At 45.6% G+C, this 26,930-nt stretch carries 22 protein-coding genes; 20 read left to right on the top strand and 2 right to left on the bottom strand.

Annotated features, from left to right (window positions below):
* Positions 1-113: 113 nt before the first annotated feature.
* Positions 114-1,787: an ABC transporter substrate-binding protein gene (locus tag B0180_RS00680; protein WP_078255218.1), complete on the bottom strand. Its 1,674-nt coding sequence runs from the start codon at positions 1,785-1,787 to the stop codon at positions 114-116.
* Positions 1,788-2,001: 214 nt separating this feature from the next.
* On the opposite strand from B0180_RS00680, the gene B0180_RS00675 reads away from it, so the two are divergent.
* Entirely contained in the window at positions 2,002-3,507 is a 1,506-nt protein-coding gene (locus tag B0180_RS00675) for a M48 family metalloprotease (RefSeq protein WP_078255217.1), read from the top strand.
* Positions 3,508-3,603: 96 nt separating this feature from the next.
* Here the strand turns inward: B0180_RS00675 and B0180_RS00670 are convergent, their stop codons facing one another.
* Positions 3,604-4,257: a YcxB family protein gene (locus B0180_RS00670; RefSeq protein ID WP_078255216.1), complete on the bottom strand. Its 654-nt coding sequence runs from the start codon at positions 4,255-4,257 to the stop codon at positions 3,604-3,606.
* Positions 4,258-4,481: 224 nt separating this feature from the next.
* Between B0180_RS00670 and serS the strand changes: the two genes are divergently transcribed.
* The 19 genes from serS to dsbD all read left to right on the top strand — a co-directional run bounded on the left by serS (position 4,482) and on the right by dsbD (position 26,828).
* On the top strand, positions 4,482-5,750 hold the full coding sequence (serS, locus tag B0180_RS00665) for a serine--tRNA ligase (protein ID WP_078255215.1): 1,269 nt from the start codon (positions 4,482-4,484) through the stop codon (positions 5,748-5,750).
* Between the two features lie 90 nt (positions 5,751-5,840).
* Positions 5,841-6,497 (top strand): NAD(P)H-binding protein, encoded by a 657-nt coding sequence (locus tag B0180_RS00660; RefSeq protein ID WP_078255214.1) that lies wholly within the window; start codon positions 5,841-5,843, stop codon positions 6,495-6,497.
* A 67-nt stretch (positions 6,498-6,564) separates the two neighbouring features.
* Positions 6,565-8,553: a transketolase gene (tkt, locus tag B0180_RS00655; RefSeq protein WP_078255213.1), complete on the top strand. Its 1,989-nt coding sequence runs from the start codon at positions 6,565-6,567 to the stop codon at positions 8,551-8,553.
* Positions 8,554-8,759: 206 nt separating this feature from the next.
* The gene (gene pyrH, locus B0180_RS00650; RefSeq protein WP_078255212.1) at positions 8,760-9,485 is read left to right on the top strand and encodes a UMP kinase; all 726 of its coding nucleotides are present in this window, start codon (positions 8,760-8,762) and stop codon (positions 9,483-9,485) included.
* Positions 9,486-9,533: 48 nt separating this feature from the next.
* On the top strand, positions 9,534-10,088 hold the full coding sequence (frr, locus tag B0180_RS00645) for a ribosome recycling factor (protein ID WP_049236355.1): 555 nt from the start codon (positions 9,534-9,536) through the stop codon (positions 10,086-10,088).
* Positions 10,089-10,189: 101 nt separating this feature from the next.
* Positions 10,190-10,942: a polyprenyl diphosphate synthase gene (uppS, locus tag B0180_RS00640; protein ID WP_078255211.1), complete on the top strand. Its 753-nt coding sequence runs from the start codon at positions 10,190-10,192 to the stop codon at positions 10,940-10,942.
* A 59-nt stretch (positions 10,943-11,001) separates the two neighbouring features.
* Positions 11,002-11,850 (top strand): phosphatidate cytidylyltransferase, encoded by an 849-nt coding sequence (locus tag B0180_RS00635; RefSeq protein ID WP_078255210.1) that lies wholly within the window; start codon positions 11,002-11,004, stop codon positions 11,848-11,850.
* 51 nt (positions 11,851-11,901) lie between these two features.
* Positions 11,902-13,146 carry a 1-deoxy-D-xylulose-5-phosphate reductoisomerase gene (gene dxr / locus B0180_RS00630; RefSeq protein WP_078255209.1) on the top strand — a complete coding sequence of 415 codons (1,245 nt, stop codon included), beginning with the start codon at positions 11,902-11,904 and terminating at the stop codon, positions 13,144-13,146.
* Positions 13,143-14,519: an RIP metalloprotease RseP gene (gene rseP / locus B0180_RS00625; protein WP_078255208.1), complete on the top strand. Its 1,377-nt coding sequence runs from the start codon at positions 13,143-13,145 to the stop codon at positions 14,517-14,519. Before dxr ends, rseP begins: the two co-directional genes overlap by 4 nt.
* 173 nt (positions 14,520-14,692) lie before the next feature.
* Positions 14,693-17,134, top strand: a complete 2,442-nt coding sequence (gene bamA / locus B0180_RS00620) for an outer membrane protein assembly factor BamA (RefSeq protein WP_078255207.1) — start codon at positions 14,693-14,695, stop codon at positions 17,132-17,134.
* Entirely contained in the window at positions 17,134-18,147 is a 1,014-nt protein-coding gene (gene lpxD / locus B0180_RS00615; RefSeq protein ID WP_078255206.1) for a UDP-3-O-(3-hydroxymyristoyl)glucosamine N-acyltransferase, read from the top strand. Before bamA ends, lpxD begins: the two co-directional genes overlap by 1 nt.
* 70 nt (positions 18,148-18,217) lie before the next feature.
* Entirely contained in the window at positions 18,218-18,745 is a 528-nt protein-coding gene (fabZ, locus tag B0180_RS00610) for a 3-hydroxyacyl-ACP dehydratase FabZ (RefSeq protein ID WP_078255205.1), read from the top strand.
* Positions 18,746-18,786: 41 nt separating this feature from the next.
* On the top strand, positions 18,787-19,560 hold the full coding sequence (gene lpxA / locus B0180_RS00605) for an acyl-ACP--UDP-N-acetylglucosamine O-acyltransferase (protein ID WP_078255204.1): 774 nt from the start codon (positions 18,787-18,789) through the stop codon (positions 19,558-19,560).
* 340 nt (positions 19,561-19,900) lie between these two features.
* Positions 19,901-21,391, top strand: coding sequence for a sodium-dependent transporter (locus B0180_RS00600; protein WP_078255202.1), 1,491 nt, complete (start codon positions 19,901-19,903; stop codon positions 21,389-21,391).
* A 12-nt stretch (positions 21,392-21,403) separates the two neighbouring features.
* Positions 21,404-21,532, top strand: a complete 129-nt coding sequence (locus tag B0180_RS00595; RefSeq protein ID WP_078255201.1) for a methionine/alanine import family NSS transporter small subunit — start codon at positions 21,404-21,406, stop codon at positions 21,530-21,532.
* A 244-nt stretch (positions 21,533-21,776) separates the two neighbouring features.
* Positions 21,777-23,381, top strand: coding sequence for a cytochrome ubiquinol oxidase subunit I (locus B0180_RS00590; RefSeq protein ID WP_078255439.1), 1,605 nt, complete (start codon positions 21,777-21,779; stop codon positions 23,379-23,381).
* 14 nt (positions 23,382-23,395) lie between these two features.
* Positions 23,396-24,532, top strand: a complete 1,137-nt coding sequence (cydB, locus tag B0180_RS00585) for a cytochrome d ubiquinol oxidase subunit II (protein WP_233424892.1) — start codon at positions 23,396-23,398, stop codon at positions 24,530-24,532.
* 11 nt (positions 24,533-24,543) lie between these two features.
* On the top strand, positions 24,544-24,669 hold the full coding sequence (cydX, locus tag B0180_RS00580) for a cytochrome bd-I oxidase subunit CydX (protein ID WP_049236336.1): 126 nt from the start codon (positions 24,544-24,546) through the stop codon (positions 24,667-24,669).
* A gap of 161 nt (positions 24,670-24,830) precedes the next feature.
* A complete protein-coding gene (dsbD, locus tag B0180_RS00575; protein WP_208609370.1) occupies positions 24,831-26,828 on the top strand; it encodes a protein-disulfide reductase DsbD in 1,998 nt (665 codons plus the stop codon).
* The last annotated feature ends 102 nt before the right edge of the window (positions 26,829-26,930 follow it).

Below are 26,930 nucleotides of genomic sequence, written 5' to 3'. Positions count from 1 at the left end.
ATAAAAGTGACGGTTTAGCTTTATCCATCGTCGGTGAATGCAAAAGCAGCAGTCCAGCTTGGGTGCTCGACTGCCGCCTGTGTGATCAATCATTCAAGCGCATGATTGGGTGATCAGTGCTTAGTGATTTTTAGGTCTTTGGCTTGCCAAGATCCCAAAGGATTTGAGGTAAAGCCGTGAACATAAGGCTTGACCAAGCGCGGCGCGGTATATTGATAAACAAAGATGGTTGCGCTGTCTTTATCCAAGATGGCTTCGGCTTGTTGATACATATTGGCGCGGTCAGCGTCAGATACATCAGCCAAGAGCGTCTTGTTCATCAATGCGTCAAACTCAGGATTGTTGTACTTACCATAGTTGCTTGAGTTGTCTGACTTAAAGGTGTTTAAGAAGGTAGAAGCTTCGTTATAGTCAGCACACCAGCCACCGCGCGCCATTTGGTGATTTTGCTTGCGGCGAGTTTCTAGATAAGTTTTCCACTCTTGGTTATTTAGGCTTACTTCAACAAAGCCTAAGTTTTCTTTCCAGAACGCACTTGATGCCACCGCCAAAGTTTTGTGCTGCTCGTTGGTGTTATAAAGTAGCTCAAATCTTAGCGGATTAGACTCATTATAGCCAGCTTCGTTGAGCAGTTTTTTGGCCTCTTCGATGCGCTTGGCTTTATCCCAAGATTTCCATTCAGGTTCAAAGTTATTGATGCCTTGGGCAGATTCTGGGGTGAACTGATAAGCGACTTTTTGACCTTGTTTTAGGATACTGTCAACCACGATGTCACGATCAAGCGTCAATGACAAAGCCTTACGCACGCGTACATCATCAAACGGAGCTTTGGTGTGGTTAAATTCAAAATAATAAGTACAAAGTTTTGGCGGCTCAATGACTTGTGCGCCAAGCTCTTGCTTGAGTTTGTCGTATTGTTCAGGTGGTAGAGCATCATATGTCATGTCAATCTCACCCGCTTTATAGCGCTGTACATCGGTGGTGGCTTGAGGGATGGCAAGCAGCGTTACTTTGTTAATGGTGGTGTTGGCATCATCATAATAAGCAGGGTTACGCTCCAAAACGATGCGCTCATTGACCTGCCATTGGCTGATTTTATAAGGACCATTGACCACGATATTTTCAGGAGAAGTCCACTTATCACCGAAAGCTTCTACAGTCGCTTTGTGCACTGGCTTAACAGAAGTATGAATCAGCATGTGTGGGAAATATGGGACAGGCTCAGACAAGGTGACTTCAAGCGTCTTGTCATCAATGGCTCTGACGCCCAACGTGTCTGGGGCAGCTTGACCATCAACGATGGCTTGAGCATTCACCACTTTGGCATCTGCCAAATAGGTTGCATAAGGTGATGCGGTATTTGGATCACCCAATCTTTGGAAGCTGTAAACGAAGTCATGCGCGGTCACTGGGTCACCATTTGACCAGTTGGCATCACGCAGCTTAAATGTCCAAACTTTGTTGTCTTCACTTGACCATTCAGCTGCCATGCCAGGGATGGTGTTACCTTCTGGGTCGGTAGTGGTCAAGCCCACGAACATTTGACGCAGAATATTTGATTCAGGTACGCCAGAGACTTTGTGTGGGTCAAGTGATTCAGGCTCTGCGCCATTATTCACTGTCAGCTCTTGAACATCCGAAAGCTCATCAGCGCTTGGCGCTGGCGCAGCAGCTCCAGCAGTAGTAGCGGCGGTGTCGGCAGGCTTGTCGCCACCACAGGCGGTCAAAGCAGCGCCAATGCCAAAAGCAAGCGCTAAACGAGTATGAGTAAACATCGGTAATTGCATTTTTTATCCTTAAAATGTGTGAAGATTCCCAAGTAGAGACTGCCGTCCATTCAAGACTTATGTAACTTCAATGTTTCATAAAATGACTTGGGGGCAGCTTATTTTGACAAAATGTAACCTTGATGTCAATAGCAGCAACATAAACACCCAAAATTAGGCGTGCGCAGCCAAAGTTATGGGGTATAATTTGAATGAACTTTTAAAAGGATAAGTCATGCGTCATCCAAAAGTCATTCGATGTGTCATTATGGCAGCTTTGATGGGCAGTGGGGCTGGGGCTACCGTAGCATTTGCCCAGAGTGGACCGGTATATCAGGGACAGTCAGCCTATCAGATGCCAGCTGCAACCACCCAAGGATTTTATGACAAGCATCGCAATGAGCAGATCGCCGCTTGGTCACTTCGGCAGATCAATGCAAGCCTGCCTTTGATTCGCGATCCTTGGGTCAATCAGGTAATCGCGCAGATGAGCGCTCAGATGAATGCCACAGTGCGCACGGTGCCTTTATATCACACGGTCGTGATCGCTGATAATAATATCAATGCCTTTGCAGTGCCAGGCGGTTTGATTGGGATTAATGCTGGGACAGTGATGGCAGCCCAAGCGGTGGATGAGATGGCAAGCGTGATCGCGCATGAGATCGCGCACATCAGCCAAAGGCACTATGAGCATCGACTTAATAATAATAAACGCCTACTTGCCTTACAGCTTGGCGGCTTATTGGCGGCGATCGCTGCGTCGGCAGCAGGTGGCGGCGATGCTGTACTGGCTGTGATGGCAAGCTCACAAACTGCAAGCGCCGAAAATGCTGCCAAATTCAGTCGTGAGCATGAGCGAGAGGCTGATCGTGTGGGCATGCAGATTTTGGCGCAGTCAGGCTTTGACGCCAGAGCGATGCCAAGATTTTTTGGACGGATGCAAAGGCAGCTGAATTTGAATCAATCCAAAAACGCATTCATCCCAAGTTTTGTGCAGTCGCATCCGTTTACCGCTGAGCGGTTGTCCGAGTCCACCGCGCGCGCCCAAGCCTATGCCAAACCCAATCAAGCGGTGCTACAGTCTCAGGCGGTGCTGTTTGATCAGCTGTATTGGCGCATCAAATATTTAACTGAGCAAACCACCCATGCTGAGCTGCTCGCCAATGCCAAGCACAGCGATGGCGCCAAATTGAGCCTTGCGATGAATTTGTCAGATCAAGGTCGTCATCAAGAGGCGCTTCATGTCTTTGATGCCATCCAGCTTGATCGATATGACCCGATCATGTGTCTTACCCAAGCTTATGTGTATAGCCAAGCTAGGCAGTATGATGATGCTTTGGCGGCGTTGGCGCCTTGTCAGCGCATTTATCCAGAGCGGCGCGATCTGCGCTTGGCATTGGCAGAGGTTTATATTGATCAAGATCAGCCTGTGCCTGCTTTGGGCTTATTGGGCAACTTGACCAAAGATGGCTCATTTGACATTCAAGCTTGGCAAATCAGTTTTCGCGCTTATGAGCAGATGGCAAATCAAGCGACTGATCCTGCTGCCAAAGCTATGGCACAAATTCACGCACTGCGCACTCGCAGCCAAGTCGAGCTTTGGCAGGCTCAATATGATCGAGCCTTACAGTCGCTCGCTCAAGCTGAGCAAGTGGCGCGGTCGTCAAATCACCATGCGCTGCTTACCATGCTAAATCATGACAAAAATAGCGTGCTTGCTGCCAGAGATTTTAAGCCTTGATGGGTGGATAATACTGCAAAGTCAAATGATAAAATCGGCAGAGTGTTTCTGCCGATTTGGTGTCATATTTGGTCGTGATTGTCGTGGTTATCTTGATTAAGGCGTTTGGATCATCGACTCCAAGCCCTTTGGCTTAACTTGGCTTAGGTGTTTTTTGATGGTATCGATGGGCAAGCCTTGTTTTTCGAGGCGTTTTGGGATGATTTGGCTACCTTTTTGACCTTTCATGTCAAACATCATGAACAAATATTCATCTGTCTCATCCCAGCTGCTGACCGCATTCCAAGGAATGGTCGCTGACTGCGTGGCACCCGCGCGCATTTGCATACCGCGCATTTGCGGCGATTTCATCAGATCGGTCGGCGCAGGCATCGCCATGACCAGCCCATGTGACTGCACGCCTAATTGTAGATCATGAAGCTGCTCAGGCATTTGGGTATCCGCTACTTGTTTTTCATACTCACGCTTCATATACCACTTCATGCCCAAAGTACGAGCAAGCAGATATACACCCACCAAAATCAGCATAAGCCAAAAAATGATGGTTGAATAGCCACTGACAAGCACTAAGCCTGCGATCGCTGCAATAACCATCAAGGCAATCACAATCCACTCTGTGCGCTTTAAGGACTTTAATGTAAAATTGCTTGCGCCTTTTTCAAACAATGATAACTGTGCTGCACGAAATTCAGTTTCGCTCATGTTTAAAGCGACAGGCTTTAGCGTATAGGGATAAAGTGCTTTGGTCATTGAGATGAATCCTAACGATGAATTTGCCTATATTACCCATTTTATCCAAAAAAATAAACCCAAAGTTCACATTTGCCAAAATTTTTTGGCTTTTGGCAGCTTTGATTTGAAATTGGCTTAAGTTTTGGGGGAAAATTTGCTATTATAAGAATAAATTTTTATTGTTAATCATTTTAGCACGCCAAGCGCCATTTGGGGCGTTTTTGTGCTTGATAGGATTTTATATGTTAGACCCTAAATTTTTGCGTGGTAACTTAGAAGAGCTAAAAGCCAAACTTGCCACGCGTGGCTATGAGTTGGATGTGGCATTTTGGCAGGAAATTGAAAATCAGCGCAAATCTATCCAAGTCAAGACCGAAGAGCTGCAAGCCAAAAAAAATGCAGGCGCCAAAAAAGTCGGTGAGCTCAAAAGAAACGGTGAAGATGCCAGTGAGCTGATGAACGAGATGCAGGCGGTCAGTGAAGCCATGAAAGCTGCCGAAAATGAACTTAAAGAGCTTCAAAATACCATCACGACTGCTGCACTACAAATCCCAAACTTGCCTGATGACAGCGTGCCTGTCGGCAGTGATGAAAGTGACAATGTCGAAGTGCGCCGCTGGGGCGTACCGCGCGAGTTTGATTTTGAGATCAAAGATCATACCGATATCGGCGAGAATTTGGGTCAGCTTGACTTTGAATTGGCAGCCAAATTAACTGGCTCACGCTTTAGTGTCCTAAAAGGGCATCTTGCCAAGCTTAATCGCGCGCTTGTGCAGTTTATGCTTGATACGCACACCCAAAAATATGGCTATACCGAGATGTATGTCCCTTATATGGTCAATGCTGACAGCCTGCAAGGTACAGGGCAGCTACCGAAGTTTGAGGAAGATTTATTTAAGCTGCGCGGCGAAAAAGAGTATTACCTGATCCCCACATCAGAAGTGCCACTGACTAACAGTGTGCGTGACACCATTGTTGCGCCCAAAGATCTACCCATCAAGCTGACGGCGCACACACCTTGTTTTCGTAGCGAAGCAGGCAGTGCAGGGCGAGATACGCGCGGACTGATTCGTCAGCATCAATTTGAAAAAGTCGAAATGGTGCAAATCACGCGTGCCGATGACTCAATGCAGGCGCTTGAGAATATGACCGCACAAGCAGAAGATATCTTACAGGCGCTTGAGCTGCCTTACCGCGTCGTGACGCTTTGTACAGGCGACATGAGCTTTAGCGCGGTGAAGACCTATGACATCGAAGTGTGGCTGCCATCTCAAAACACCTATCGTGAAATCTCAAGCTGCTCAAACTGTGGCGATTTTCAGGCGCGCCGTATGGGGGCTCGACTAAAAGATGGCAAACACAGTGAATTGGTGCATACGCTGAATGGATCAGGTTTGGCGGTTGGTCGCACTTTGTTGGCGATTTTGGAAAATCATCAAAATGCCGATGGCACGATCACCATTCCCAAAGCCTTACAGCCTTATATGGGCGGACTTGAAGTGATTGCCTAAGACCAAAATGCCGTTTTTATAGCGGCATTTTTTGATTGGGTGCCATGATAAATAGGATCAAGCCATCAAATATCTTGGATGAATGTGATAATGAAAGCCTTAGTCATCGGCGCCACAGGCGCTACAGGTCAAGCACTTACCGAGCAGCTACTGACCGATCCTGATTATGATAGCGTGCATGTTTTTGTGCGTCAAGATATGGATATCTGTCATGATAAGCTGACAGTGCATCTGATTGATTTTGATCATTCTGAAACTTGGGCGGATACCATCAAGGGCGATGTGCTGTATTCATGCTTAGGTACGACGCTTAAGCAAGCAGGCTCAAAAGATCGTCAGTGGCAGGTTGATTATGAGTATCAGCTTGCCGTTGCTAAAGCGGCTACGATCAATGGCGTGCCTTATTATGTGCTGATATCGGCTGAGAACGCCGATGCAAACTCTTGGCTATTTTATCCACGCCTAAAAGGGGTTCTAGAAAGGGCGGTGTCAAACTTATCTTTTGAGCGATGTGTGATTGTCAGACCGCCCTTATTAAAGCGCCCTAACACCGATCGTGTCGCCGAAAAAATTGGCGAGACTGTCCTCGGCACAATCAGCCAAATAAAGCCGTTTGGCAGCCTAAAACCCATGCCTGTGGTGGATTTGGCAAGCGCCATGAGACAGGCAATTAAGCAAGGCAAGTCAGGCATTATCGCCAAAGAGATGCTATGGCAACTGTCAGCACTTGATCGCCAAAATGGCTAAATTTCAGAACCCAAAAATACTGAAAATATGATATAATTGAGCAAATTTTTTGTTAGGAACTTCGCTGATGCCAATCGAACTTAACCAACGCCATAACGCCAACGCCATCCGTATTCTTGCGATGGATGCCGTCCAACAAGCCAACTCAGGTCACCCGGGCGCACCGATGGGTATGGCGGATATCGCAGAAGTGCTGTGGCGAGAGTTTTTGCGCCACAACCCAAAGAATGCCAAATGGGCAAACCGTGACCGTTTCGTGCTATCTAATGGTCATGGCTCTATGCTGCTGTATGCGTTACTGCATTTGACTGGCTATGATTTGAGCATTGATGATCTTAAAAATTTCCGTCAGCTACATTCAAAAACAGCAGGGCATCCTGAATACGGTTATGCTGATGGCATCGAGACGACGACAGGACCTTTGGGTCAAGGGATTGCCAACGCGGTAGGCTTTGCTTTGGCCGAAAAGACTTTGGCAGCGCAATTTAACAAACCTGACAACGCGATCATTGATCATTTTACCTATGCGTTTTTGGGCGATGGCTGCTTGATGGAAGGTGTCAGTCATGAAGCGTGCTCATTGGCAGGTACTTTGGGGCTTGGCAAACTGATTGCTTATTATGATGATAACGGCATCTCAATTGATGGTGAGGTTGAAGGTTGGTTTTCGGACGACACTGCCAAGCGATTTGAAGCCTATGGCTGGCAAGTATTAAAAGTCGATGGACATGATTCAGATGCCATCCGCGAAGCCACCAAAGAAGCCAGAGCTGAATCAGCCAAGCCGACGCTTATCATTTGTAAAACGATCATTGGCTTGGGCTCACCGAATAAACAAGGCAAAGAAATCAGTCACGGCGCACCTTTGGGCTTAGATGAGATTACTTTGACGCGCACCGAGATTGGTTGGGCGGACGCCACACCGTTCATCATCTCTGATGATGTCTATCAGGCGTGGGATGCCACTGCCAAAGGTGAAGCCGATGAAGCCGCTTGGAGAGCGCAATTTAATGATTATGAAGCCAAATATCCTACAGAAGCTGCCGAGCTTTTACGCCGCTTAAGTGGCGAGCTGCCTGAGAATTTTGATCAATTGGCGGACGAGTTTATCCAAACCTGTGCTCAAAAAGCAGAAAGTATCGCCACGCGTAAAGCCAGCCAAAATGCCATAGCAGCGCTTGCGCCGAACTTGCCTGAAATCTTGGGTGGTTCAGCTGACCTTGCAGGCTCAAATCTGACCTTGTGGTCAGGTGCCAAAGGCGTTCAAGATCACGCTGATGGTAACTATGTCCATTATGGCGTGCGTGAATTTGGCATGACAGCGATTGCCAATGGCGTGGCACTGCATGGCGGATTTATCCCTTACACAGCGACATTTTTGATGTTCATGGAATATGCGCGTAATGCCGTGCGTATGTCATCGCTGATGAAGCAGCGCGTGATTAATGTCTATACTCATGACTCCATCGGTCTGGGTGAAGATGGTCCAACGCACCAGCCTGTCGAGCAGATTGCCAATTTACGCATGACCCCAAATCATTTTGTGTGGCGTCCTTGTGATACGGTTGAGACAGCAGTGGCATGGAAAATGGCACTAAAAACAGACACCGCGCCATCATCACTGATTTTATCTCGTCAAAATCTGGCATTCCAAGCACGCAGCGATGAACAAATTAAAAACATCGAAAAAGGCGGATATGTTTTAGCGCCCGAAAAAGGCGAATTGCGCGCGATTATCATTGCAACAGGTTCTGAAGTTGAGCTTGCGATGCAAGCGTATGAGCAGCTAGAAGGCGTGCGTGTGGTTTCTATGCCATGTGCTGAAATTTTTGTGAAGCAGGATCGCGATTATATCGAAAGCGTGCTGCCATCTGATGTTCGTGCGCGCGTTGCTGTCGAAGCGGCGATCACCGATTATTGGTATAAGTTCGTCGGCTTAGATGGTAAGGTCATTGGCATGACCACATTTGGGGAGTCTGCACCTGCCAAGGCACTGTTTGAGCATTTTGGCATCACAGCGCAAGCGGTGGTAGAGGCGGTAAATTCTTTGCTTTAACCATTTAATCGCAAGACATTTAAAAATCGGGTGAGTTGATGCATCCGATTTTTTTGTTTTAATTTAAGAAGTGGTTTAAGTAATGATAAGATCAGATTGCTCATGATTTATCAGTATCAAAGATTGATGAAATATGCTAAAATTAGGGCAATATGTCCTAATTTTGTAAAGGCTAAATAAGCCACTTTAATCAGCTTGGGGGCTGTATGTCTGATAAAAATCCACAATTTTCACGCATTTTATTAAAACTGTCGGGCGAGGCGCTGGCTGGCGGTCGTGATATGGGTATTGATGCTAATATTTTGGATCAAATGAGCCTATCCATCGCCCATCTTCGTGGGTTGGGTGTGCAAGTGGGCATCGTCGTCGGTGGCGGTAATCTGTATCGTGGCAGCACCCTACAAAAGCAAGGCTTGGTTGGTCGTGTTACGGGCGATCAGATGGGGATGCTCGCAACCGTCATGAATGGTCTGGCGATGCGTGATGCCTTGGTGCGCCGCAATATCAAAACTCGCTTGATGTCAGCGATCGCCATTGATACGGTGGTAGAATCGTATTCTAGCCGTGACGCCATTCGCCATCTGAACAATGGCGAGGTATGTATTTTTGTGGCAGGAACGGGCAATCCATTTTTTACCACAGATACTGCAGCATGTTTGCGTGGTATTGAGATTGAAGCAGGTCTGATCTTAAAAGCCACCAAAGTTGATGGTGTGTATGATAAGGATCCATCTACGCATGAAGATGCAATAAAATTCGATAGTCTAAGCTTTGATGAAGTGCTCGAGAAAAAATTGGGCGTGATGGATCTGACCGCGATTGCTTTGTGCCGTGAACACAATGTACCGCTGCAAGTCTTTGACATGAATAAACCCAATGCACTGCTTAATGTCGTCATGGGCGAAGCTGAAGGTACACGAGTGTATCACTGATTGACCGCGGTTTGTATTAATTGAATGTTTGATAGTTAAGGAAATTTTATGATTAATGATATTAAAAAAGATGGCGAAAGCCGTATGCAAAAATCCATTGAAGCCCTTGAAGGTGCCTTTGGTAAACTTCGCACAGGACGCGCGCACCCTGGCGTTTTGTCAGGTGTGATGGTGAGCTATTATGGCTCTGACACACCACTAAACCAGGTGGCGAGCATTAACGTGGAAGATAGCCGCACATTATTGGTACAGCCTTTTGACCGCTCAATGGTGCAAGCGGTTGATAAAGCAATCCGTGAGGCAGATTTGGGTTTAAATCCGATGACTGCCGATGTGATCCGCGTTCCGATGCCAGCATTGACCGAAGAAACTCGCCGCGATATGCAAAAAATTGCTCGTGCTGATGCTGAGCAAGCGCGCGTATCGGTGCGTAATATTCGCCGCGATATGCTAAGCGATATTAAAGATCTTCTAAAAGAAAAAGAGATCTCTGAAGATGATGAGCGCCGCGCCGCTGACGATGTTCAAAAATTGACCGATAAATTTATCGCAACCATTGATAGCCGTCTTGAGAAAAAAGAAAGCGAGCTGATGGAAGTGTGATTGATTATAAGTGAGATATGGCATGGATAAGGAGTTTTCTTTATCCATGTTATTCATTTATTTGGATTAAATTTAGATTTAAATGACGGTAATGTAACACCATGACAACCCAAATTTGTGCCTCTTTGCCCACCATTCCCAAGCATATTGCCATCATTATGGATGGTAACAACCGCTTTGGTAAATCCAAACAGCTGGCAACAGGTGCAGGTCATGTGGCAGGCAAAGATGCGCTTGATCCGATTGTTGAGCATTGTTTGGCTATAGGGGTTCAGGCTCTGACGGTGTTTGCATTTTCAAGCGAGAATTGGGCGCGTCCAAAAGATGAGGTGGATCTTTTGATGCGCCTTTTGTCTCAGACCATTTATGAACAGCTACCACGCATGAATCAGTATCGCATTCGCTTGCGTTTTATTGGGGATCGTAGCCAGCTTTCTGATGATTTGGCAAAACTTATGGCAGAAGCAGAAGCAAAGACTGCGCATTTTGATGCGATGACTTTGGTGATCGCCATCAGCTACGGCGGGCAGTGGGACATTGCCAATGCCGCTAAAAAAGTTGCCAAACAAGTTGAGGCAGGCAAGCTTTGCGCTGATAGTATTGATGCTCAGACGATCGGCGCGCAGCTGGAATTGGCTGATTTGCCACCAGTGGATATGCTTATCCGTACAGGCGGCGAGTACCGCATTTCAAATTTTTTACTCTGGCAAGCGGCGTATGCTGAGTTATTTTTTACGCCCACATTGTGGCCTGAGTTTGGCTGTGATGAGCTCGATGAGATGATCCGTATTTTTGCTGGTCGAGAGCGCCGATTTGGTATGACTAGCGAACAGGTCCAAAAAGCCGAGCGCTAAGCTGAAGTGATTTTTTAAGCGCTTTAAAATTGATAACCCTTTGCAAGGATGTTTTAGCTATGTGGCAACGAATAAAAACGGCGATTGTTTTGGTTGTAATTGTTGGGTTTGCATTATTTGCAAGCTCAATGCCGATTTTTGTGTTGCCGCTGTTGGCGATCGGCGTCTTGATCGCTGCACATGAATGGACGAAACTCATGCCAAAGTGGAAGCAGCCAGCACAGTTTATTTTGGCGGTATTACTCATTACGATGCTGTCGATTTTGGTGCCTTGGACTTGGGTGTTTTGGTGGGCGGCGTCGCTAGGTATTTGGGTGATGGCAACTGCTTGGGTATTTCAATATCCTGATAAAGAAAAATGGTATGGTAGGCGACTGGTGTACATGGGTGCAGTCATTCTCACCGCTGCCATCACTGCGATGTATGGGCTTTGGCAGATGTCGCCTTGGTGGCTGATGTATGTATTTTTGTTGGTATGGTGTGCAGACAGCGGGGCTTATTTTGTTGGCAGAAAATTTGGCAAACGAAAAATGGCGCCAAATGTATCACCAAATAAAAGCATAGAAGGCTTATATGGCGGCTTGGCAGTCTCTGGGGTGGTTACCATTTTGGTGGGTAACTATCTGCAGCTGTCTGGCATGACTTTGGCACTGTTCTTGATTTTGTCTTGGCTGACTGTGCTTGCCAGTGTGCTGGGCGATTTGTTTGAATCCATGCTCAAGCGCCGCGCAGGTATCAAGGATTCTGGGACGATTCTACCAGGGCATGGCGGTGTTTTGGATCGGATTGATTCGCTGCTTTCAGCCACGCCGGTGTTTGCTTTTGGTTTTTGGCTATTATTAAAGCTTGGTATTTTTACAGAAATTTGGGTAAAAATGCATTTTGCAGCCATGCGCATTCCTTTTTGATCTTTTCTACCGAATCACTTTTAATAATCAAAGCAGAATTTAAGGATGGTAATGAATAGCACCCCTCAATCTTTGGCAGTGCTGGGAGCGACAGGCTCAATCGGTGATAGTACGCTGCAGATTATCCGACAGTATCCCGATCGTTATCGCATTCATGCGCTGACAGGGTTTGGGCGTGTTGATAAGTTACTGGATTTGGCGCTTGAGTTTCACCCTGCCAAAATTTGCACTTCGCCTGATAATCATGCTCTGCTTAGTCAAAAAGTTGCCGAGGCAGGCTTGGACACCATTGTGCTTTCAGGCGATGACGGTTTGATTGAGATTGCCAGTGATGATGCGGTGGATACGGTGGTGGCAGCCATTGTCGGCGCAGCGGGTCTGTCGTCCACATTGGCGGCTGCACGCACAGGTAAGCGAATTTTGCTTGCTAATAAAGAGTCGCTTGTGATGGCAGGTGATTTGGTGACGAAAACGGCAAAAAAACATGGCGCAACCATTTTGCCGATCGATTCAGAGCATAATGCCATTTATCAATGCTTACCTGCCGCCATTCAAGCCGATAACACCGCCATACATGAGCCGATGTACGGTATTAAGCAGCTTTGGCTAACCGCTTCTGGTGGGGGATTTTTGGATAAATCAATCGAACAAATGCAAAATGCCAGCGTCAAAGAAGCGGTGAACCATCCTAATTGGTCAATGGGTCAAAAAATTTCCATTGATTCTGCCACCATGATGAATAAAGGGCTTGAACTGATTGAAGCGTGTCATTTATTTGATCTTAAAGAAGATCAAATCAAGGTGGTGATTCATCCTAATAGCGTTGTGCATTCCTTGGTTGAGTACATAGACGGCAGTTTTTTGGCTCAGCTTGGCAGCCCAGATATGAAAACGCCCATTGCGCATGCGCTCGCCTATCCTGAGCGCATCGATGCTGGGGTTAGCAGTCTTGATTTGTACCAATTAAGCGAACTTAAATTCTTGGCGCCAGATCTAGAAAAATTTGGCTGCTTAAAACTGGCAAGACAAGCGGCAAAACTTGGTACAGGCGCATGTATCACACTCAATGCAGCCAATGAAATCGCTGTGGCGGCGTTTTTGGCAGAGCGCATACGCTTGACCGACATCGCACTTATTGTCGAAGCTTGCCTGAATGATCCTTTGATCATTGAAAAATATTCACAAGATTTTGCCGATGAAAAATTTGGGCTTGAGCGTATACTCTTGATGGATAACACAGTAAGAAAAGCTGCCGAAGCCAAAGTAAACGAGCTTAACAAAGGCGGTGATCTATGACTGCTTTGTACATGATTTTTGCGGCAATCTGTGTGCTTGGTCCTTTGGTTGCTTTACATGAGTTTGGACATTATATCGTTGCTCGATTGTGCGGCGTGCAGGTGCAGACTTATTCTATTGGTTTTGGACCCAAGCTGTTTGGGTGGACTTCCAAGCGATCAGGGATACAGTATCAACTTGCCGCCATTCCGCTTGGTGGTTATGTCAAAATGCTAGATGGGCGCAGTGAGACTGTGCCTGATGAGCTAAAATCTGTGGCGTTTGATCATCAGCATCCCCTTAAGAAAATTGCCATCGTCGCAGCCGGTCCTGTGATGAATTTTTTAATTGCCATTGGTTTATTTTGGGTGTTGTTTTTATTTCCCAGCGAGCAGCTTAATACGCGTATCGGTAAGATTATCGATGATTCGCCCGCTGCTGCCAGTGGTTTGGTGGTTGGCGATAAGATTATTAGTATTGATGATAAGCCGGTCGATACATGGCAAGAAACCGCATACGCCTTAGCTGCTCGGATGGGTGAAAGTACTGCCATTCATGTGGGTATTGAGCGAGACGGTCAAATTGCCCAAGAGTCGGTTGAAGTTGCAAGATTTATGCAGCAGACAGATGGTCGCCGTGAGCCTAATGATCCTTTGAATAGTTTAGGTGTCCTGCCTTATCAGCCGGTGATTGCGCCCATTGTTGGTGAGGTGGTCGCTGATGGCGCAGGTGCTATGATGGGACTACAGGTCGGCGATGCCTTTACCGCCATTAATGGTGAACCGATCAATGACTGGCTGAGCGCCGCACAGATCATCCAAAAAAATCCAGAAACCATGCTCCATGTCACAGTCATGCGTCAAGGTGAGCCGCTTGATCTAAAACTAATGCCTCGCGCTGTTGAGACGCGAAGCGGCGTGGTTGGGCAGTTAGGCATTCGTCCAAAGGTCGACTCAGATCAGCTCATCCCGTCTGAATACCGTATGACGATCCACTATGGCGCTCGCGAGGCATTCACTCAAGCCATCCGAAGAACATACGATCTGTCAGCCATGACGCTAAATGCCATGGGCAAGATGATCACAGGGCTGATTGGCATTGAAAATTTATCAGGACCAATCACCATCGCTGAGGTATCTAAGACCAGTTTTGAGCTTGGATTTAAAGAAGTGCTATCGACGGCAGCGATTATCAGCTTAAGCCTAGCGGTGCTCAATCTGCTGCCCATTCCGGTATTAGATGGTGGTCATCTGGTATTTTATACCTATGAGCTAATCATGGGTAAACCGATGAGTGAGTCCATTCAGATGGGTGCTTTTAAGTTTGGCGCGCTTTTGCTTTTTTGTTTCATGTTGCTTGCAATCAGTAACGATATCATGCGGTTATTTGGCTGATTCTTGATTTTTCAAACATTTAACAAAAAATTTTGAATTTTTTAAACTGAAATGCTTGCCAAATTTAACTTTTTGGCTTACCTTTACACAATATAAATTTGGGCGTAGAAAAGTTTTGATACATTTTTATGCCTTATTTTTAGAAATTTTTAAAATTAAGTTTGGATAGACTTATGCGTAATTCATATTTTAAAGGTTTTCAGGTCAGCGCAATCGCAATCGCCGTCACGATGGTGATGTCGGTTGAGGCGCAGGCGGCGGATTTTGTGGCGAATGATATCGCCATCACAGGTTTGCAGCGAGTGACTATTGAAAGCTTGCAAACCGTGCTACCGTTTCGCTTGGGGCAAGTGGTGAGCGAAGCGAAGCTGGCTGAAGGTGTCAAAGCGCTGTACGCAACAGGCAATTTTTCGGATGTGCAGGTCTATCATCAAGAAGGGCGTATTATCTATCAAGTCACCGAAAGACCGCTGATTGCTGAGATCAATTTTGAAGGAAATCGCTTAATTCCAAAAGATGGCTTGGAAGAAGGTCTTAAAAATGCAGGCTTGGCTGTCGGTCAGCCGCTCAAGCAAGCCACAGTGCAGATGATTGAAACTGAGCTTGCCAATCAATACATGTCGCAAGGCTACTATAATACCGAAATCACAGTCAAACAGACCTTAATGGATGGCAATCGTGTCAAGCTTGATATGACGTTTGCTGAGGGTAAGCCTGCGCGCGTGGTTGATATTAATATCATTGGTAATCGACATTTTAGCGATGCAGATTTGATTGATGAACTTGCCATCAAAGACAACAAAATCAATCCACTATCAAAAGCTGACCGCTACACCCAAGAAAAATTGGTTGCAAGTTTGGAGAGCTTGCGCGCCAAATATCTGAATGCGGGCTTTGTGCGCTTCGAGGTTAAGGATGCCAAGCTTAACATTAACGAAGACAAAAATCGCGTCTTTATCGAGATCTCGTTAGATGAAGGTGAGCAGTATCGTTTCGGACAAGCGCAGTTTATGGGAAATATTACCTATACCCAAGATGAGCTGCAGCAGCTACTAGAGTTTCAGTCTGGAGAAGGATTCTCACAAGCCAAACTTGATAGCTCAACAGGTGGTATCAGTGCTAAATTTGGAGATGATGGCTACTATTATGCCCAAATTCGTCCTGTGACGCGCATTAATGATGAGACACGCACGGTAGATGTGGATTATTATATTGATCCGGTGCGCCCTGTTTATGTAAGACGGATTAATTTTACGGGTAACTTTAAAACCCAAGATGAAGTGCTTCGCCGCGAGATGCGTCAGCTTGAAGGTGCATTGGCATCCAACCAAAAGATTCAGCTGTCACGCGCACGCCTAATGCGTACAGGTTTCTTTAAAAATGTGACCGTAGATACTCGCCCGGTGCCGAATTCGCCGGATCAAATTGATGTGAATTTTGTGGTAGAAGAACAGCCATCAGGCTCGTCGACCATCGCTGCTGGCTACTCTCAAAGTGGCGGTGTGACTTTCCAGTTTGATGTGTCACAAAGTAATTTTATGGGTACAGGTAATCGTGTTAACGCGTCATTTTCTCGTTCTGAAACGCGAGAAGTTTACAGCTTGGGCATGACTGATCCATATTTTACCGTCAATGGCGTCTCTCAAAGCTTAAATGGTTATTATCGCAAAACCAAGTATGATGATAAGAACATCAGTAACTATGTGCTTGACTCTTATGGCGGCTCATTAAGCTATGGCTATCCGATCGATGAAAATCAGCGATTAAGCCTAGGTGTAAATATCGATAAAACTGAAGTGCGTGGTGGTCGCTTCATGGGTATCAGCAATGTTAAGCAGCTGATTGATGATGGCGGTGAAATCTCAGTTGATGCCAATGGCGTCCCTGATTTTAAAAATGACTATACCAGCTATAATGCCATTTTAGGCTGGAGTTACTCAAGCCTAGATCGACCAGTATTCCCAACCAAAGGCATGAGTCATAATGTGGATTTGACATTCGGTTTTGGTGATAAAACCTACCAAAAAGCTGTCTATCAAGGCAATATTTATCGCCCATTTATTAAGGACTCTGTGCTACGCGGCTACGCCAAGCTTGGCTATGGTAATGATCTGCCATTTTATGAAAACTTTTATGCTGGGGGCTATGGTTCGGTGCGTGGCTATGACCAATCTTCTTTGGGTCCGCGCTCTCAAGCATATTTGGCAGCACGCCGTGGTCAGGCTTTCCCACGTGGTGAAATTGTTGGCGGTAACGCCTTGGCAACCTTTGGCACTGAGTTAATTTTACCATTGCCATTTAAGGGCGACTGGGTGGATCAAGTGCGTCCAGTCATCTTTATTGAAGGTGGTCAGGTGTTTGACACCACGGGTATGGATAAAGAAACCATTGATTTGACACGTTTTGAAGATCCAAAAGCGACGACTGAACAAAATGCTCGAGCGAATAACTATCCGCTGCTCACTCAAGATAAAGAATTGCGTTATAGTGCTGGCGTTGGTGCAACTTGGTATACACCGATCGGTCCTTTATCCATCAGTTATGCCAAAGCCTTGAACAAAAAAGACACTGACGAAACTGATACTGTACAATTCCAAATTGGTAGCGTATTTTAATGCTCAGCATTCATGACATTATCACAGCCATTGAAAAGCGCCAGCCAGTCTTAAACAAAGAAGCATTAGATCATAATGCCATCTTTATTGGAGTGGCTAATTTGGGCGGTGCAAATGATCGACAAATTGCCTTTTTGGCACAGCCAAAATACATCAATGAATTGGCTGACACCAAAGCAGGGCTGGTTTTATTGTCAGATAAATTTGCCGATAAAGCACACGCAGTCAATGCGTCAGCACCTTATCTTTTGGTGAAAGATGCCTATTTGGCTTATGCTTGTGTTAGCGCATTATTTGCGCCTAATGATCCATCGGGCATACACCATACGGCGGTCATCTGCGACTCAGCACACATTTCCAAGCAAGTAACCATTGGCGCGCATGCTGTCATTGGGACGGGGGCGTACATCGCTGATGGCGTGATCATCGGTGCAGGTGCTATCATTGGTGAGCGTGTGCAGATTGGTCAGGGTAGCTTGATTGATGCTGGTGCTATCGTTCATCATGACTGTGTCATTGGTGAGCAGGTGCGTATTCATAGCCATGCTAACATCGGCTCTGAAGGCTTTGGATTTGCACCGGCATTGGCTGATGGTCATGTGCAGTGGCAACGCATCGCTCAGCTTGGACGAGTGGTCATTGGCAATCATGTCCGTATTGGTAGCCATACCTGTATTGATCGCGGTGCTGTAGATGATACCATCATTGGCGATCATGTGATTATTGATAATTTGGTGCAGATTGCTCACAATGTACAGATTGGTAGCGGTACCGCCATCGCCGCAAAATGCGGGATTGCAGGCAGTACCAAAATCGGCAAAAACTGTATCATTGGCGGTGCAGTCGGTATTAGTGGTCATCTCACCATTACCGATGGTGTGACCATCACAGGCATGAGTATGGTGATTAGTGATATTCGTGAGGCAGGTAGCTATTCGTCGGGTACGGTTGCGATGCCTTCTTTAAAATGGCGACGTGCCGCATCCAGATTCCGTCAAATGGGCGAAAAATAAACCAAAGATTTTGGATGATTGACCGATCATCTGATTTGCTTTGTTAAAGCTTTGATATATAAGGAAATTTATGTCCGTTTCTAGTATTGATTTTGAGCTACTGAATGATACTGATCTGACAGCGCTCAGTGAGCGAGGCATCACGCTGCCACTTCGCTATGATCAAATTAAGCATTATCTACCCCATCGTTATCCGTTTATGCTCATTGATCGGGTAACCGCTTGCAGGCCTAATGAATGGATCACTGGATATAAAAACATCAGCATCAATGAAGAGATGTTTAATGGGCATTTTCCAGATAATCCGATCATGCCAGGCGTGCTACAAGTCGAAGCCATGGCGCAGATTTCAGGCATTTTGGGCTTTATCAGCGCAGGGCAGACATCTGATGATGGCTATTTGTACTTGTTTGCAGGTGTGGATAAGGTTCGTTTTAAGAAAGTTGTCACGCCAGGTGATCAGTTGGTGATTCGCTCAAAAGTTTTGATGAATAAACGAGACATTTATAAATTTGAGTGCACTGCCCATGTTGATGGTCAGCTGACATGCAGTGCTGAAATTATGATCGCTCGCCAAAAGGTGGATGGCATCAAATGATTAACATGCAATCATTTGAGATAAATTTTTAAGAGGTAACCATGACGATTCATCCTACGGCGATTATTGATGAGTCTGCAATCATAGATGATTCAGCCATCATCGGACCTTATTGTATCATTGGCAAAAACAGTAAGATTGGCGCACATACTGTGCTTCGTAGCCATGTCATCATTGGTGAGAATACCACCATTGGTGCACATAATGACATTTATCAATTTGCCAGTGTTGGTGAGAATCCCCAAGATTTAAAATACGCAGGCGAGCCAACCTATCTTGAGATTGGTGATTATAATCGCATTCGCGAAGCGTGCACCATCCATCGTGGCACCGCCCAAGATCAAGGCGTGACCCGTATCGGCAACCAAAACCTGTTTATGGTCAACGTGCACATTGCTCATGACTGTTTGGTTGGGGATCACAATGTATTGGCAAATAATGTGGGCGTTGCTGGACATGCTTATATTGGCAATCACGTGATTATCGGCGGTCAATCTGGCGTCCACCAATTTTGCCGAATTGATGACTATAGCATGATCGGCGGTGCCAGCTTAATTGTCAAAGATGTGGCGGCATATGTGACGGTGTCAGGCAATCCTGCCAAGGCGCACGGCATAAATAAAGAAGGCATGCGCCGAAAAGGGTGGTCGCAAGAAACCATCAAAGCGCTGGATCAAGCGTATCGATTGGTGTTTCGCTCAGGATTGCTGCGTGACGAGGCTTTGACTGAGCTTGAAAAATTGGTCGAAGCAGAGCCTAAAGTGCAGCTTTTGATTGATTCAATCACTAATAGTAAGCGTGGCTTGGTTCGCTAAATTGAAAAAGATAAAAAGTGATTGAATTTTTTAATTCCTGCTTAAAAGATAATAAATTTATTTAAATAATCTATCGCATTTGCAAAACCTGTAACGATTTGTTGCAGGTTTTTTACTTTTAATTATAGGATTTGTTTGACTTTTTTTGTAAGTTCATACAAACTATAGTGGTGCATTTATCATTTTAAAAACTTATCTTAAAAAGTTTGGATAAAACACCAAAATAAAAAGTGGGCGCGGTGGCTATATGACTGGAGTTTGACACTTAGACTTTAGGATATGTCACACGCAAGAATATTTGATACTCTCAAATGAGTGATAGGATTTTAGGAGAGCTATTATGTCGGCGCAACGAGAAAGTTGGTCAGCACGCTCTGGCTTTATTTTGGCAGCCATCGGATCGGCTGTTGGTTTGGGTAATATCTGGCGCTTCCCCTATGTTTCTTATGAAAATGGCGGTGGTGCATTCTTTTTACCGTATTTGATCGCACTTGCGACGGCAGGATTCCCTTTGCTGTTTTTAGATTATGTGATGGGTCAAAAATATAAAGGTGCACCGCCGACGGCTTATCGCCGTTTTATCAAATCAGCCGAAGGCATTGGCTGGTGGCAAGTGACGGTTTGTACCATTATTGGTATTTATTATGCGTCGGTGTTGAGCTGGGCGGGTAACTACACGCTATTTGCAGTTGGTCAGCAGTGGGGTGAAGATACCGAAGGGTTTTTCTTTAATACCTATCTACAAAATGCCAGTGAATTAACCATGGCTTATTCATCACAGCTGTTAATCGGCTTGGTGGTTGTTTGGGCGATCGTATTGCTGATTTTATACGGCGGCATCAAAAAAGGTGTGGAGCTGTCTAATAAAATTTTCATTCCTTTGTTGGTGATTATGTTTGGCGTATTGGTTGCGCGCGCGGTCACTTTGCCAGGCGCAACGATGGGTTTGGATACGTTCTTTGCGCCTAATTGGGAAAAAATGTCGGATCCTAAGGTTTGGCTAGCTGCTTATGGACACGTGTTTTTCTCGATGTCGATTGGTTTTGGGATCATGGTGACTTATGCTTCATATCTTAAGCGTAATGCCAACTTGACTGGTTCGGGTTTGGTGGTAGGTTTTGCCAACTCATCGTTTGAGCTTTTGGCAGGCATTGGGATTTTCTCTGTTTTGGGCTTCATGGCGCAGGCATCAGGCGTACCAGTTTCTGAAGTGGTTTCAGGCGGTATTGGTCTTGCATTCATTGCCTTCCCAAAAATCATCTCAACCATGGGTGATGCAGGCAATTTGGTAGGTATTTTGTTCTTTGGATCTTTGTTTGTCGCTGGCGTGACTTCAATGGTATCAATTCTGCAAGTGCCTATTTCAGCTGTCCAAGATAAGTTTGGCTGGTCAAAACAGCAATCGGTCACCGTTGTTGGATTGGGTTCAGCGATCATCTCGATTGCGTTATTTGGTTCTCAAAATGCCATCACATTTGTGGATGTGATTGATAATTTTGTGAATAATATTGGCATCGTCTTTGGCGCGATCTTGTCTATCATTTGGGTCACTTGGTTTAATCGCAATAAATTGCCTGAATTGATCAATCACATCAATGCCATCTCAAGTGTGAAAGTAGGCGCGGTTTGGTCATTCATGCTGACGATTGTGACACCAATCGCTTTGATTGTCACCTTGGGTTTGACGCTTAAATCATTGCTTACCGAAGGTTATGGCGGTTATCCGGTCAATGTGCAGTTTATCTTTGGATGGGGCGTGATTATTATCTGTGCCATATTGGCACTGGTGTTACCGCGCATCAAAGGTCATTCGTCTCATGAAGAACAATAAGGAGATTTAAAAATGGGAACTTTAGCACTGATCATTATGATTGTTGCAATGACAGTAATTTGGGGTGGTCTGATCATCTCTGCGCTGCATCTTGCCAAACATCCTGATATCGATATGGATAAAGTGCCATCTCATCATTGATGATGCACCGCTCAAAAAACCCGTCAAGCTACCGACTTGACGGGTTTTTGTTTGGTTTATTCAATCTTAAAAAGTGACTCTAGCTTTCATCAATTATCCATGGTGTTTGTTAGAGATATTGGCTATAATGATTTGAATTTTACGCTGACAACGCACATGGATGGGTTGCCTTGACTGATGTCATCAAAATATAAAGCTGTTTATTGGGAGAATGACAGCTTTTGTCATTTTTAAGGGATTTGGTATGATTACCGAGCATCTGGTTGATATGTCACGTCTGCAGTTTGCTGTGACTGCACTTTACCATTTTTTATTTGTGCCGTTAACGCTTGGGATGACATGGCTTTTGGTCATCATGGAAGCCGTTTATTTAACAACGGGCAAAGAAATTTGGAAAGACATGACCCGGTTTTGGGGTAAGCTATTTGGAATTAATTTTGTGCTTGGGGTAACCACAGGCATAACCATGGAATTTCAATTCGGTACAAACTGGGCATATTATTCACATTATGTGGGCGACATCTTTGGCGCACCGCTTGCCATCGAAGGCTTGATGGCTTTTTTCCTTGAGTCCACCATGGTTGGGCTATTTTTCTTCGGTTGGGATAGAATGTCTCGGCTGCAGCATTTCACAACAACGGTACTAATGGCGCTGGGTACCAGTTTATCGGCATTGTGGATTTTGGTAGCGAATGGCTGGATGCAAAATCCAGTTGGTGCTGAATTTAATTATGAAACCATGCGCATGGAAATGGTCAGCTTCGCTGAAGTTTTCTTGAATCCTGATGCCCAAAATAAATTTGTTCATACTGTCTCGGCAGGCTATGTGACAGGCGCATCTTTTGTGCTTGGGGTGTCAGCGTGGTATCTGCTAAAAGGGCGGGATATTGCGTTTGCTAAGCGCAGTTTTCATGTTGCGGCGGCATTTGGCTTTGCTGCCATCTGTAGCGCCATTGTTTTGGGGGATGAATCTGGATACTCGATCGGACAAGCTCAACAAACCAAATTGGCAACCATGGAGGCCATGTGGGAGACTGAACCTGCACCAGCTGGCTTTAATGTCATTGCCGGTATTAATGAAGCTGAACAAAAAAATGACTGGTCGCTTCACGTCCCTTATGTCATGGGGGTTTTAGGTACGCGTTCATTTGATACTGAGATTTTAGGCATTCATGATATCAAAAAGCTAAATGCCGATCGCATCGTGAACGGCATGACTGCTGTTAGCGCCTTGGATTTGATGCGTGAAAATAAGCTAAATGGCGTTGAAAATCCACAAGCCTTGATTGACGTTTTTGAGGAGCATAAAGAAGATTTGGGCTTCGGACTACTCCTCAAAAAATACACCGATAACATGGCTGATGTCACTCCAGAAATGCTCTCAAAAGCCGTGGACGACAGTGTTCCGCGTGTCGCTCCGATGTTTTGGACATTCCGTGTGATGGTGGGCATGGGTATGCTGATGCTTGTTTTATATAGCTTGTGCTTATTCTTTACTTTGAAAGGTAATTTTATGAGCAAGCCTTGGCTATTAAAATTTGCATTGGTGATGATTCCTGCACCTTGGATCGCAGCAGAAGCAGGGTGGTTTGTTGCAGAATATGGTCGTCAGCCGTGGACAGTTTATGGGATTTTACCGACACACTTATCGGTTTCTAATATCGATGTGAGCAATGTGATTTTGTCCATGGCGGGGTTTGTCATTTTTTATACCCTATTGGCGATCGTTGAGGTGTATTTGATGCTTAAATATGTGCGTCTTGGTCCTGCAAGTCTTGGGACGGGTAAGTACTTCGGAGAAACGGCATCAGAGCATTTAATTCAGCCATCCGATAAGCAGGAGGTATAACCATGCTGTATGAATTGTTTGACTATCAATTATTAAAGCTGATTTGGTGGCTGCTTGTCGGTGTTTTGCTGATCGGCTTTGCCATCATGGATGGCCACGATATGGGAGTGTGTACGCTATTGCCTTTTGTGGGTCGTACCGATACCGAAAGACGCATCATTGTCAATACGATTGGACCGCACTGGGAGGGTAACCAAGTTTGGTTTATTACCGCTGGTGGGGCGATCTTTGCGGCACTGCCTTTGGTGTATGCGACCGCGTTTAGTGGCTATTATTGGGCATTAATGGCAGCATTGTGGGCATTATTTTTCCGTCCTGTTGGCTTTAAATACCGCAGCATGATCAAAAACGACAAATGGCGCAATACGTGGGATTGGCAGTTATTTGTTGGATCGAGCGTGCCTGCATTGATTTTTGGTGTGGCTTTCGGTAATTTATTGCTTGGCTCGCCGTTTAGTTTTGACCAAAATTTGGTATCTACTTATTCTGGTTCATTTTTTGAGCTGTTGGCACCATTTGCCTTACTATGTGGCTTGGTCAGTGTTGCCATGCTAACCATGCAAGGCGGTGTGTATTTGGCGCATCGCACCATTGAAGATGTGCAATCTCGCGCCAAAAACTCGGCAACCGTTGCCGCGGTCATCACTTCAGTGCTTTTTGTCATCGCAGGGTTTTGGGTGCAGACATTAGACGGTTATGTTTTGGTAAGTGCTGTAGATGGTGGTGCGGTAATTGATCCACTATCAAAACAAGTACAAATCCAATCTGGTGCTTGGATGACTAATTTTTATAATCATCCTGGGCTATGGCTGCTACCAGCATTAGGTACACTGATGCCACTTGTGACCATTGCTTTACTAAAAATGGGTCGCACATTGACCGCATTTGTAAGCTCAAGCCTAGCGCTGCTTGGCATCATCGGAACGGCAGGCGTGGCATTATTCCCATTTTATATGCCATCTTCTACCGATCCGCGCTCAAGCCTGACCGTTTGGGATTCAACATCAAGCCATTTTACTTTGTTAATTATGCTTTTTGTGGTGATTTTCTTGTTGCCTGTCGTGTTGGCTTATACCAGCTGGGGCTATGCAGTGATGCGAGGAAAAGTCACCAAGGCTTATATCAAAGAAAACGAAAAAACACTTTATTAATGAGGTAGATTATGTGGTATTTTGCTTGGATTTTGGGATTGGGTTTTGCAGTACTGCTCGCCATTGTCAGTGCGGTTTGGGTTGAGTTTGAAGACAGCCGCAATGACTCATTTAAGCAGTTTGACAATAAAAAATAAAGAACATCGATAAACCTCACCCCAAGCCAGTGCACTTGGGGTGATTTTTATGTTGGTTTAACGATTAGTATCTTTGATTTAGCAAAACTCAAGCAATACAAGCGTGGTATAATTTGCCAAATTTGATCAAATAATGCAGTAATCTTTAATTTGGGTGTGGCATGTCAAAACTAAAAAATTGCATGTATTCGATTGCTTTGGGAGCGTCAATAGTCAGTACGGCGTCGGTGGGCGCCGCTATGCCTGCCGCCGCCAATAATTTGGCGTCGTTATTTGGCGGTGCAAGTCAGCCAAAATTTTTGCCCGTTCATGAAGCATTTCAAGTGTCTGCCTCTCAGTCGGGGGATGAGCTTGTTGTCAGTTTTCAGGTTACGCCCAAGCACTATATTTACCAAGAGCGGCTGTCACTCAAGCTGCCTGATGGTGTCAGCGCTGGGCAGTGGGTATTTGATAAAATGCCTACAATCATCGATGATCCCACATTTGGTGTCGTGCCTGTTTTTGAGGAGAATGTGACTGCACGTGTTAAGCTGTCTAGCCAAACGACCATTGACAAACAGCCAGTTGAGGTGCGTTGGCAAGGCTGCGCTAAAGCAGGACTTTGTTATCCACCAGAGATCACGACCGCCCAAATCAGCTTAGAAGCAGACAAGTCAGTTGCACCCACCGCTAAAGCCCAGCCCAGCCCAGCTGCCAAAGCATCTGTATCCGCTGAGCAAAATTTAAGCCAAACACCGACTTTGGCTGCCCAAACAAGTGATCAATCGGCTGCAAATGACACAAATAGTGAACATTTGGATGACCAAAGCAAGCTTGATGAACAGCGAGTAGCCTCTGATATTCAGGCTTCTGATGATGGAACAGATGACCTTACTCAAGCTACGATAGCCAATGATGTTGATCAAAAATTTGCCCTCGATCACACATTGCCTGAAGTGAATGATAAAAATCTGTCTCCGATTTTGATGATTGGCTTTTTGTTTTTGGCGGGCATTTTGCTTGCGTTTACGCCTTGTGTTTATCCGATGATTCCCATTGTTGCCAATATCGTAGCGCGTCAGCACGCCAAATCCAGTGCCAAGCGAGGCTTTGTTTTGTCTTCTGCTTATGGCGTGGGTGTGGCGACCGCTTATGGGCTACTTGGGGCGCTGATTGCTTGGTTTGGGCAGGCGCTTGGCATCGCAACTTGGTTGCAGCGCGTTGAAGTTCTTTTGGTTGCAGCACTCTTATTTGTCTTTTTTGCACTTTTTATGTTTGGTTGGATTCAGCTGCGCCTGCCAAGCGTACTGTCAAACACGTTATCCGCCAAATCGCAAGCAGCCGATAGCCGACTTGGCACCATTGGCGGTAGTTATTTGTCAGGTCTGTTGTCAGCATTGGTAGTGTCCCCATGTGTTTCAGCACCCATGGCTGGTGCACTGACGGTCGTTGCGGCAAGCGGTAATGTGATTTTTGGCTTTTTGGCGTTATTTGCATTGGGTATCGGTATTTCTGTGCCATTGATTGTCATGGGTACAGCGCATGGCAAATGGATGCCAAAATCAGGCGCATGGATGCAGCACATTCGTAGCTTGGGCGGATTTTTGCTGCTTGGGGTTGCTTTGTTATTGATTGAGCGCATTGTCTTATCCGTATGGATGTTGGGGCTGTGGATGGTGTGGTTTGCCGCTTTGGCGGCTTGGCTATTTGTGTCGGTGGGACAAAGCCGAAAAATTTTCAAATTACTTGCCATCATCCCAGCAGCATGGGCAGCAGTTTTGGGTTATGGAATGATCATTGGCGCAAATGACGCTTGGCGACCTTGGCATGTACCAAGCTTTGCATCGTCTAACCATCAAGATATCAAAATTGATACATTAGCTGAGCTTGATGATGTCTTGGCGGCACATGATAAAGTTTTGGTGGATGTGACAGCGGATTGGTGTATTGAATGTCGCATCATGGAGCGGACATTATTCACCAATCGACCCCGTGAGATGGATGATTATCAAGTGGTGAAACTCGATGTCTCTGAGACCACAGAAAATAGCCGAGCCATTTTGGCGCGCTATCAACTATTCGGACCACCAGCGCTATTGATTTATCATCAAGGCAAGCTCGATCAGGTATTATTGGGTGAAACTAAACTTGACACGCTCAAAGATGCCCTGTCTCGATGAAAGTCTATTATCATAAAAGCTCATTAAGTTGAGCTTTTTTATTGGATGGATTTTGAGTATCGCTTATGAATTGACAGTGACTATCACAAAGTGTTAATGCAT

The organism is Moraxella canis (assembly GCF_002014965.1).
Lineage (GTDB): Bacteria > Pseudomonadota > Gammaproteobacteria > Pseudomonadales > Moraxellaceae > Moraxella > Moraxella canis.
Note: the sequence above shows the minus strand (reverse complement) of the source record. Positions and strands in the feature narration are given on the sequence as shown.

Excerpts from the sequence above, each read along its gene's own strand:
- B0180_RS00660 (WP_078255214.1), top strand. The coding sequence starts at position 5,841 with ATGAAAGCCTTAGTCATCGGCGCCACAGGCGCTACAGGTCAAGCACTT.
- serS (WP_078255215.1), top strand. The coding sequence starts at position 4,482 with ATGTTAGACCCTAAATTTTTGCGTGGTAACTTAGAAGAGCTAAAAGCC.
- B0180_RS00595 (WP_078255201.1), top strand. The coding sequence starts at position 21,404 with ATGGGAACTTTAGCACTGATCATTATGATTGTTGCAATGACAGTAATT.
- bamA (WP_078255207.1), top strand. The coding sequence starts at position 14,693 with ATGCGTAATTCATATTTTAAAGGTTTTCAGGTCAGCGCAATCGCAATC.
- lpxD (WP_078255206.1), top strand. The coding sequence starts at position 17,134 with ATGCTCAGCATTCATGACATTATCACAGCCATTGAAAAGCGCCAGCCA.
- cydX (WP_049236336.1), top strand. The coding sequence starts at position 24,544 with ATGTGGTATTTTGCTTGGATTTTGGGATTGGGTTTTGCAGTACTGCTC.
- B0180_RS00675 (WP_078255217.1), top strand. The coding sequence starts at position 2,002 with ATGCGTCATCCAAAAGTCATTCGATGTGTCATTATGGCAGCTTTGATG.
- B0180_RS00590 (WP_078255439.1), top strand. The coding sequence starts at position 21,777 with ATGATTACCGAGCATCTGGTTGATATGTCACGTCTGCAGTTTGCTGTG.
- B0180_RS00670 (WP_078255216.1), bottom strand. The coding sequence starts at position 4,257 with ATGACCAAAGCACTTTATCCCTATACGCTAAAGCCTGTCGCTTTAAAC.
- uppS (WP_078255211.1), top strand. The coding sequence starts at position 10,190 with ATGACAACCCAAATTTGTGCCTCTTTGCCCACCATTCCCAAGCATATT.
- frr (WP_049236355.1), top strand. The coding sequence starts at position 9,534 with ATGATTAATGATATTAAAAAAGATGGCGAAAGCCGTATGCAAAAATCC.
- B0180_RS00680 (WP_078255218.1), bottom strand. The coding sequence starts at position 1,787 with ATGCAATTACCGATGTTTACTCATACTCGTTTAGCGCTTGCTTTTGGC.
- fabZ (WP_078255205.1), top strand. The coding sequence starts at position 18,218 with ATGTCCGTTTCTAGTATTGATTTTGAGCTACTGAATGATACTGATCTG.
- lpxA (WP_078255204.1), top strand. The coding sequence starts at position 18,787 with ATGACGATTCATCCTACGGCGATTATTGATGAGTCTGCAATCATAGAT.
- B0180_RS00635 (WP_078255210.1), top strand. The coding sequence starts at position 11,002 with ATGTGGCAACGAATAAAAACGGCGATTGTTTTGGTTGTAATTGTTGGG.
- tkt (WP_078255213.1), top strand. The coding sequence starts at position 6,565 with ATGCCAATCGAACTTAACCAACGCCATAACGCCAACGCCATCCGTATT.
- pyrH (WP_078255212.1), top strand. The coding sequence starts at position 8,760 with ATGTCTGATAAAAATCCACAATTTTCACGCATTTTATTAAAACTGTCG.
- B0180_RS00600 (WP_078255202.1), top strand. The coding sequence starts at position 19,901 with ATGTCGGCGCAACGAGAAAGTTGGTCAGCACGCTCTGGCTTTATTTTG.
- dxr (WP_078255209.1), top strand. The coding sequence starts at position 11,902 with ATGAATAGCACCCCTCAATCTTTGGCAGTGCTGGGAGCGACAGGCTCA.
- rseP (WP_078255208.1), top strand. The coding sequence starts at position 13,143 with ATGACTGCTTTGTACATGATTTTTGCGGCAATCTGTGTGCTTGGTCCT.
- dsbD (WP_208609370.1), top strand. The coding sequence starts at position 24,831 with ATGTCAAAACTAAAAAATTGCATGTATTCGATTGCTTTGGGAGCGTCA.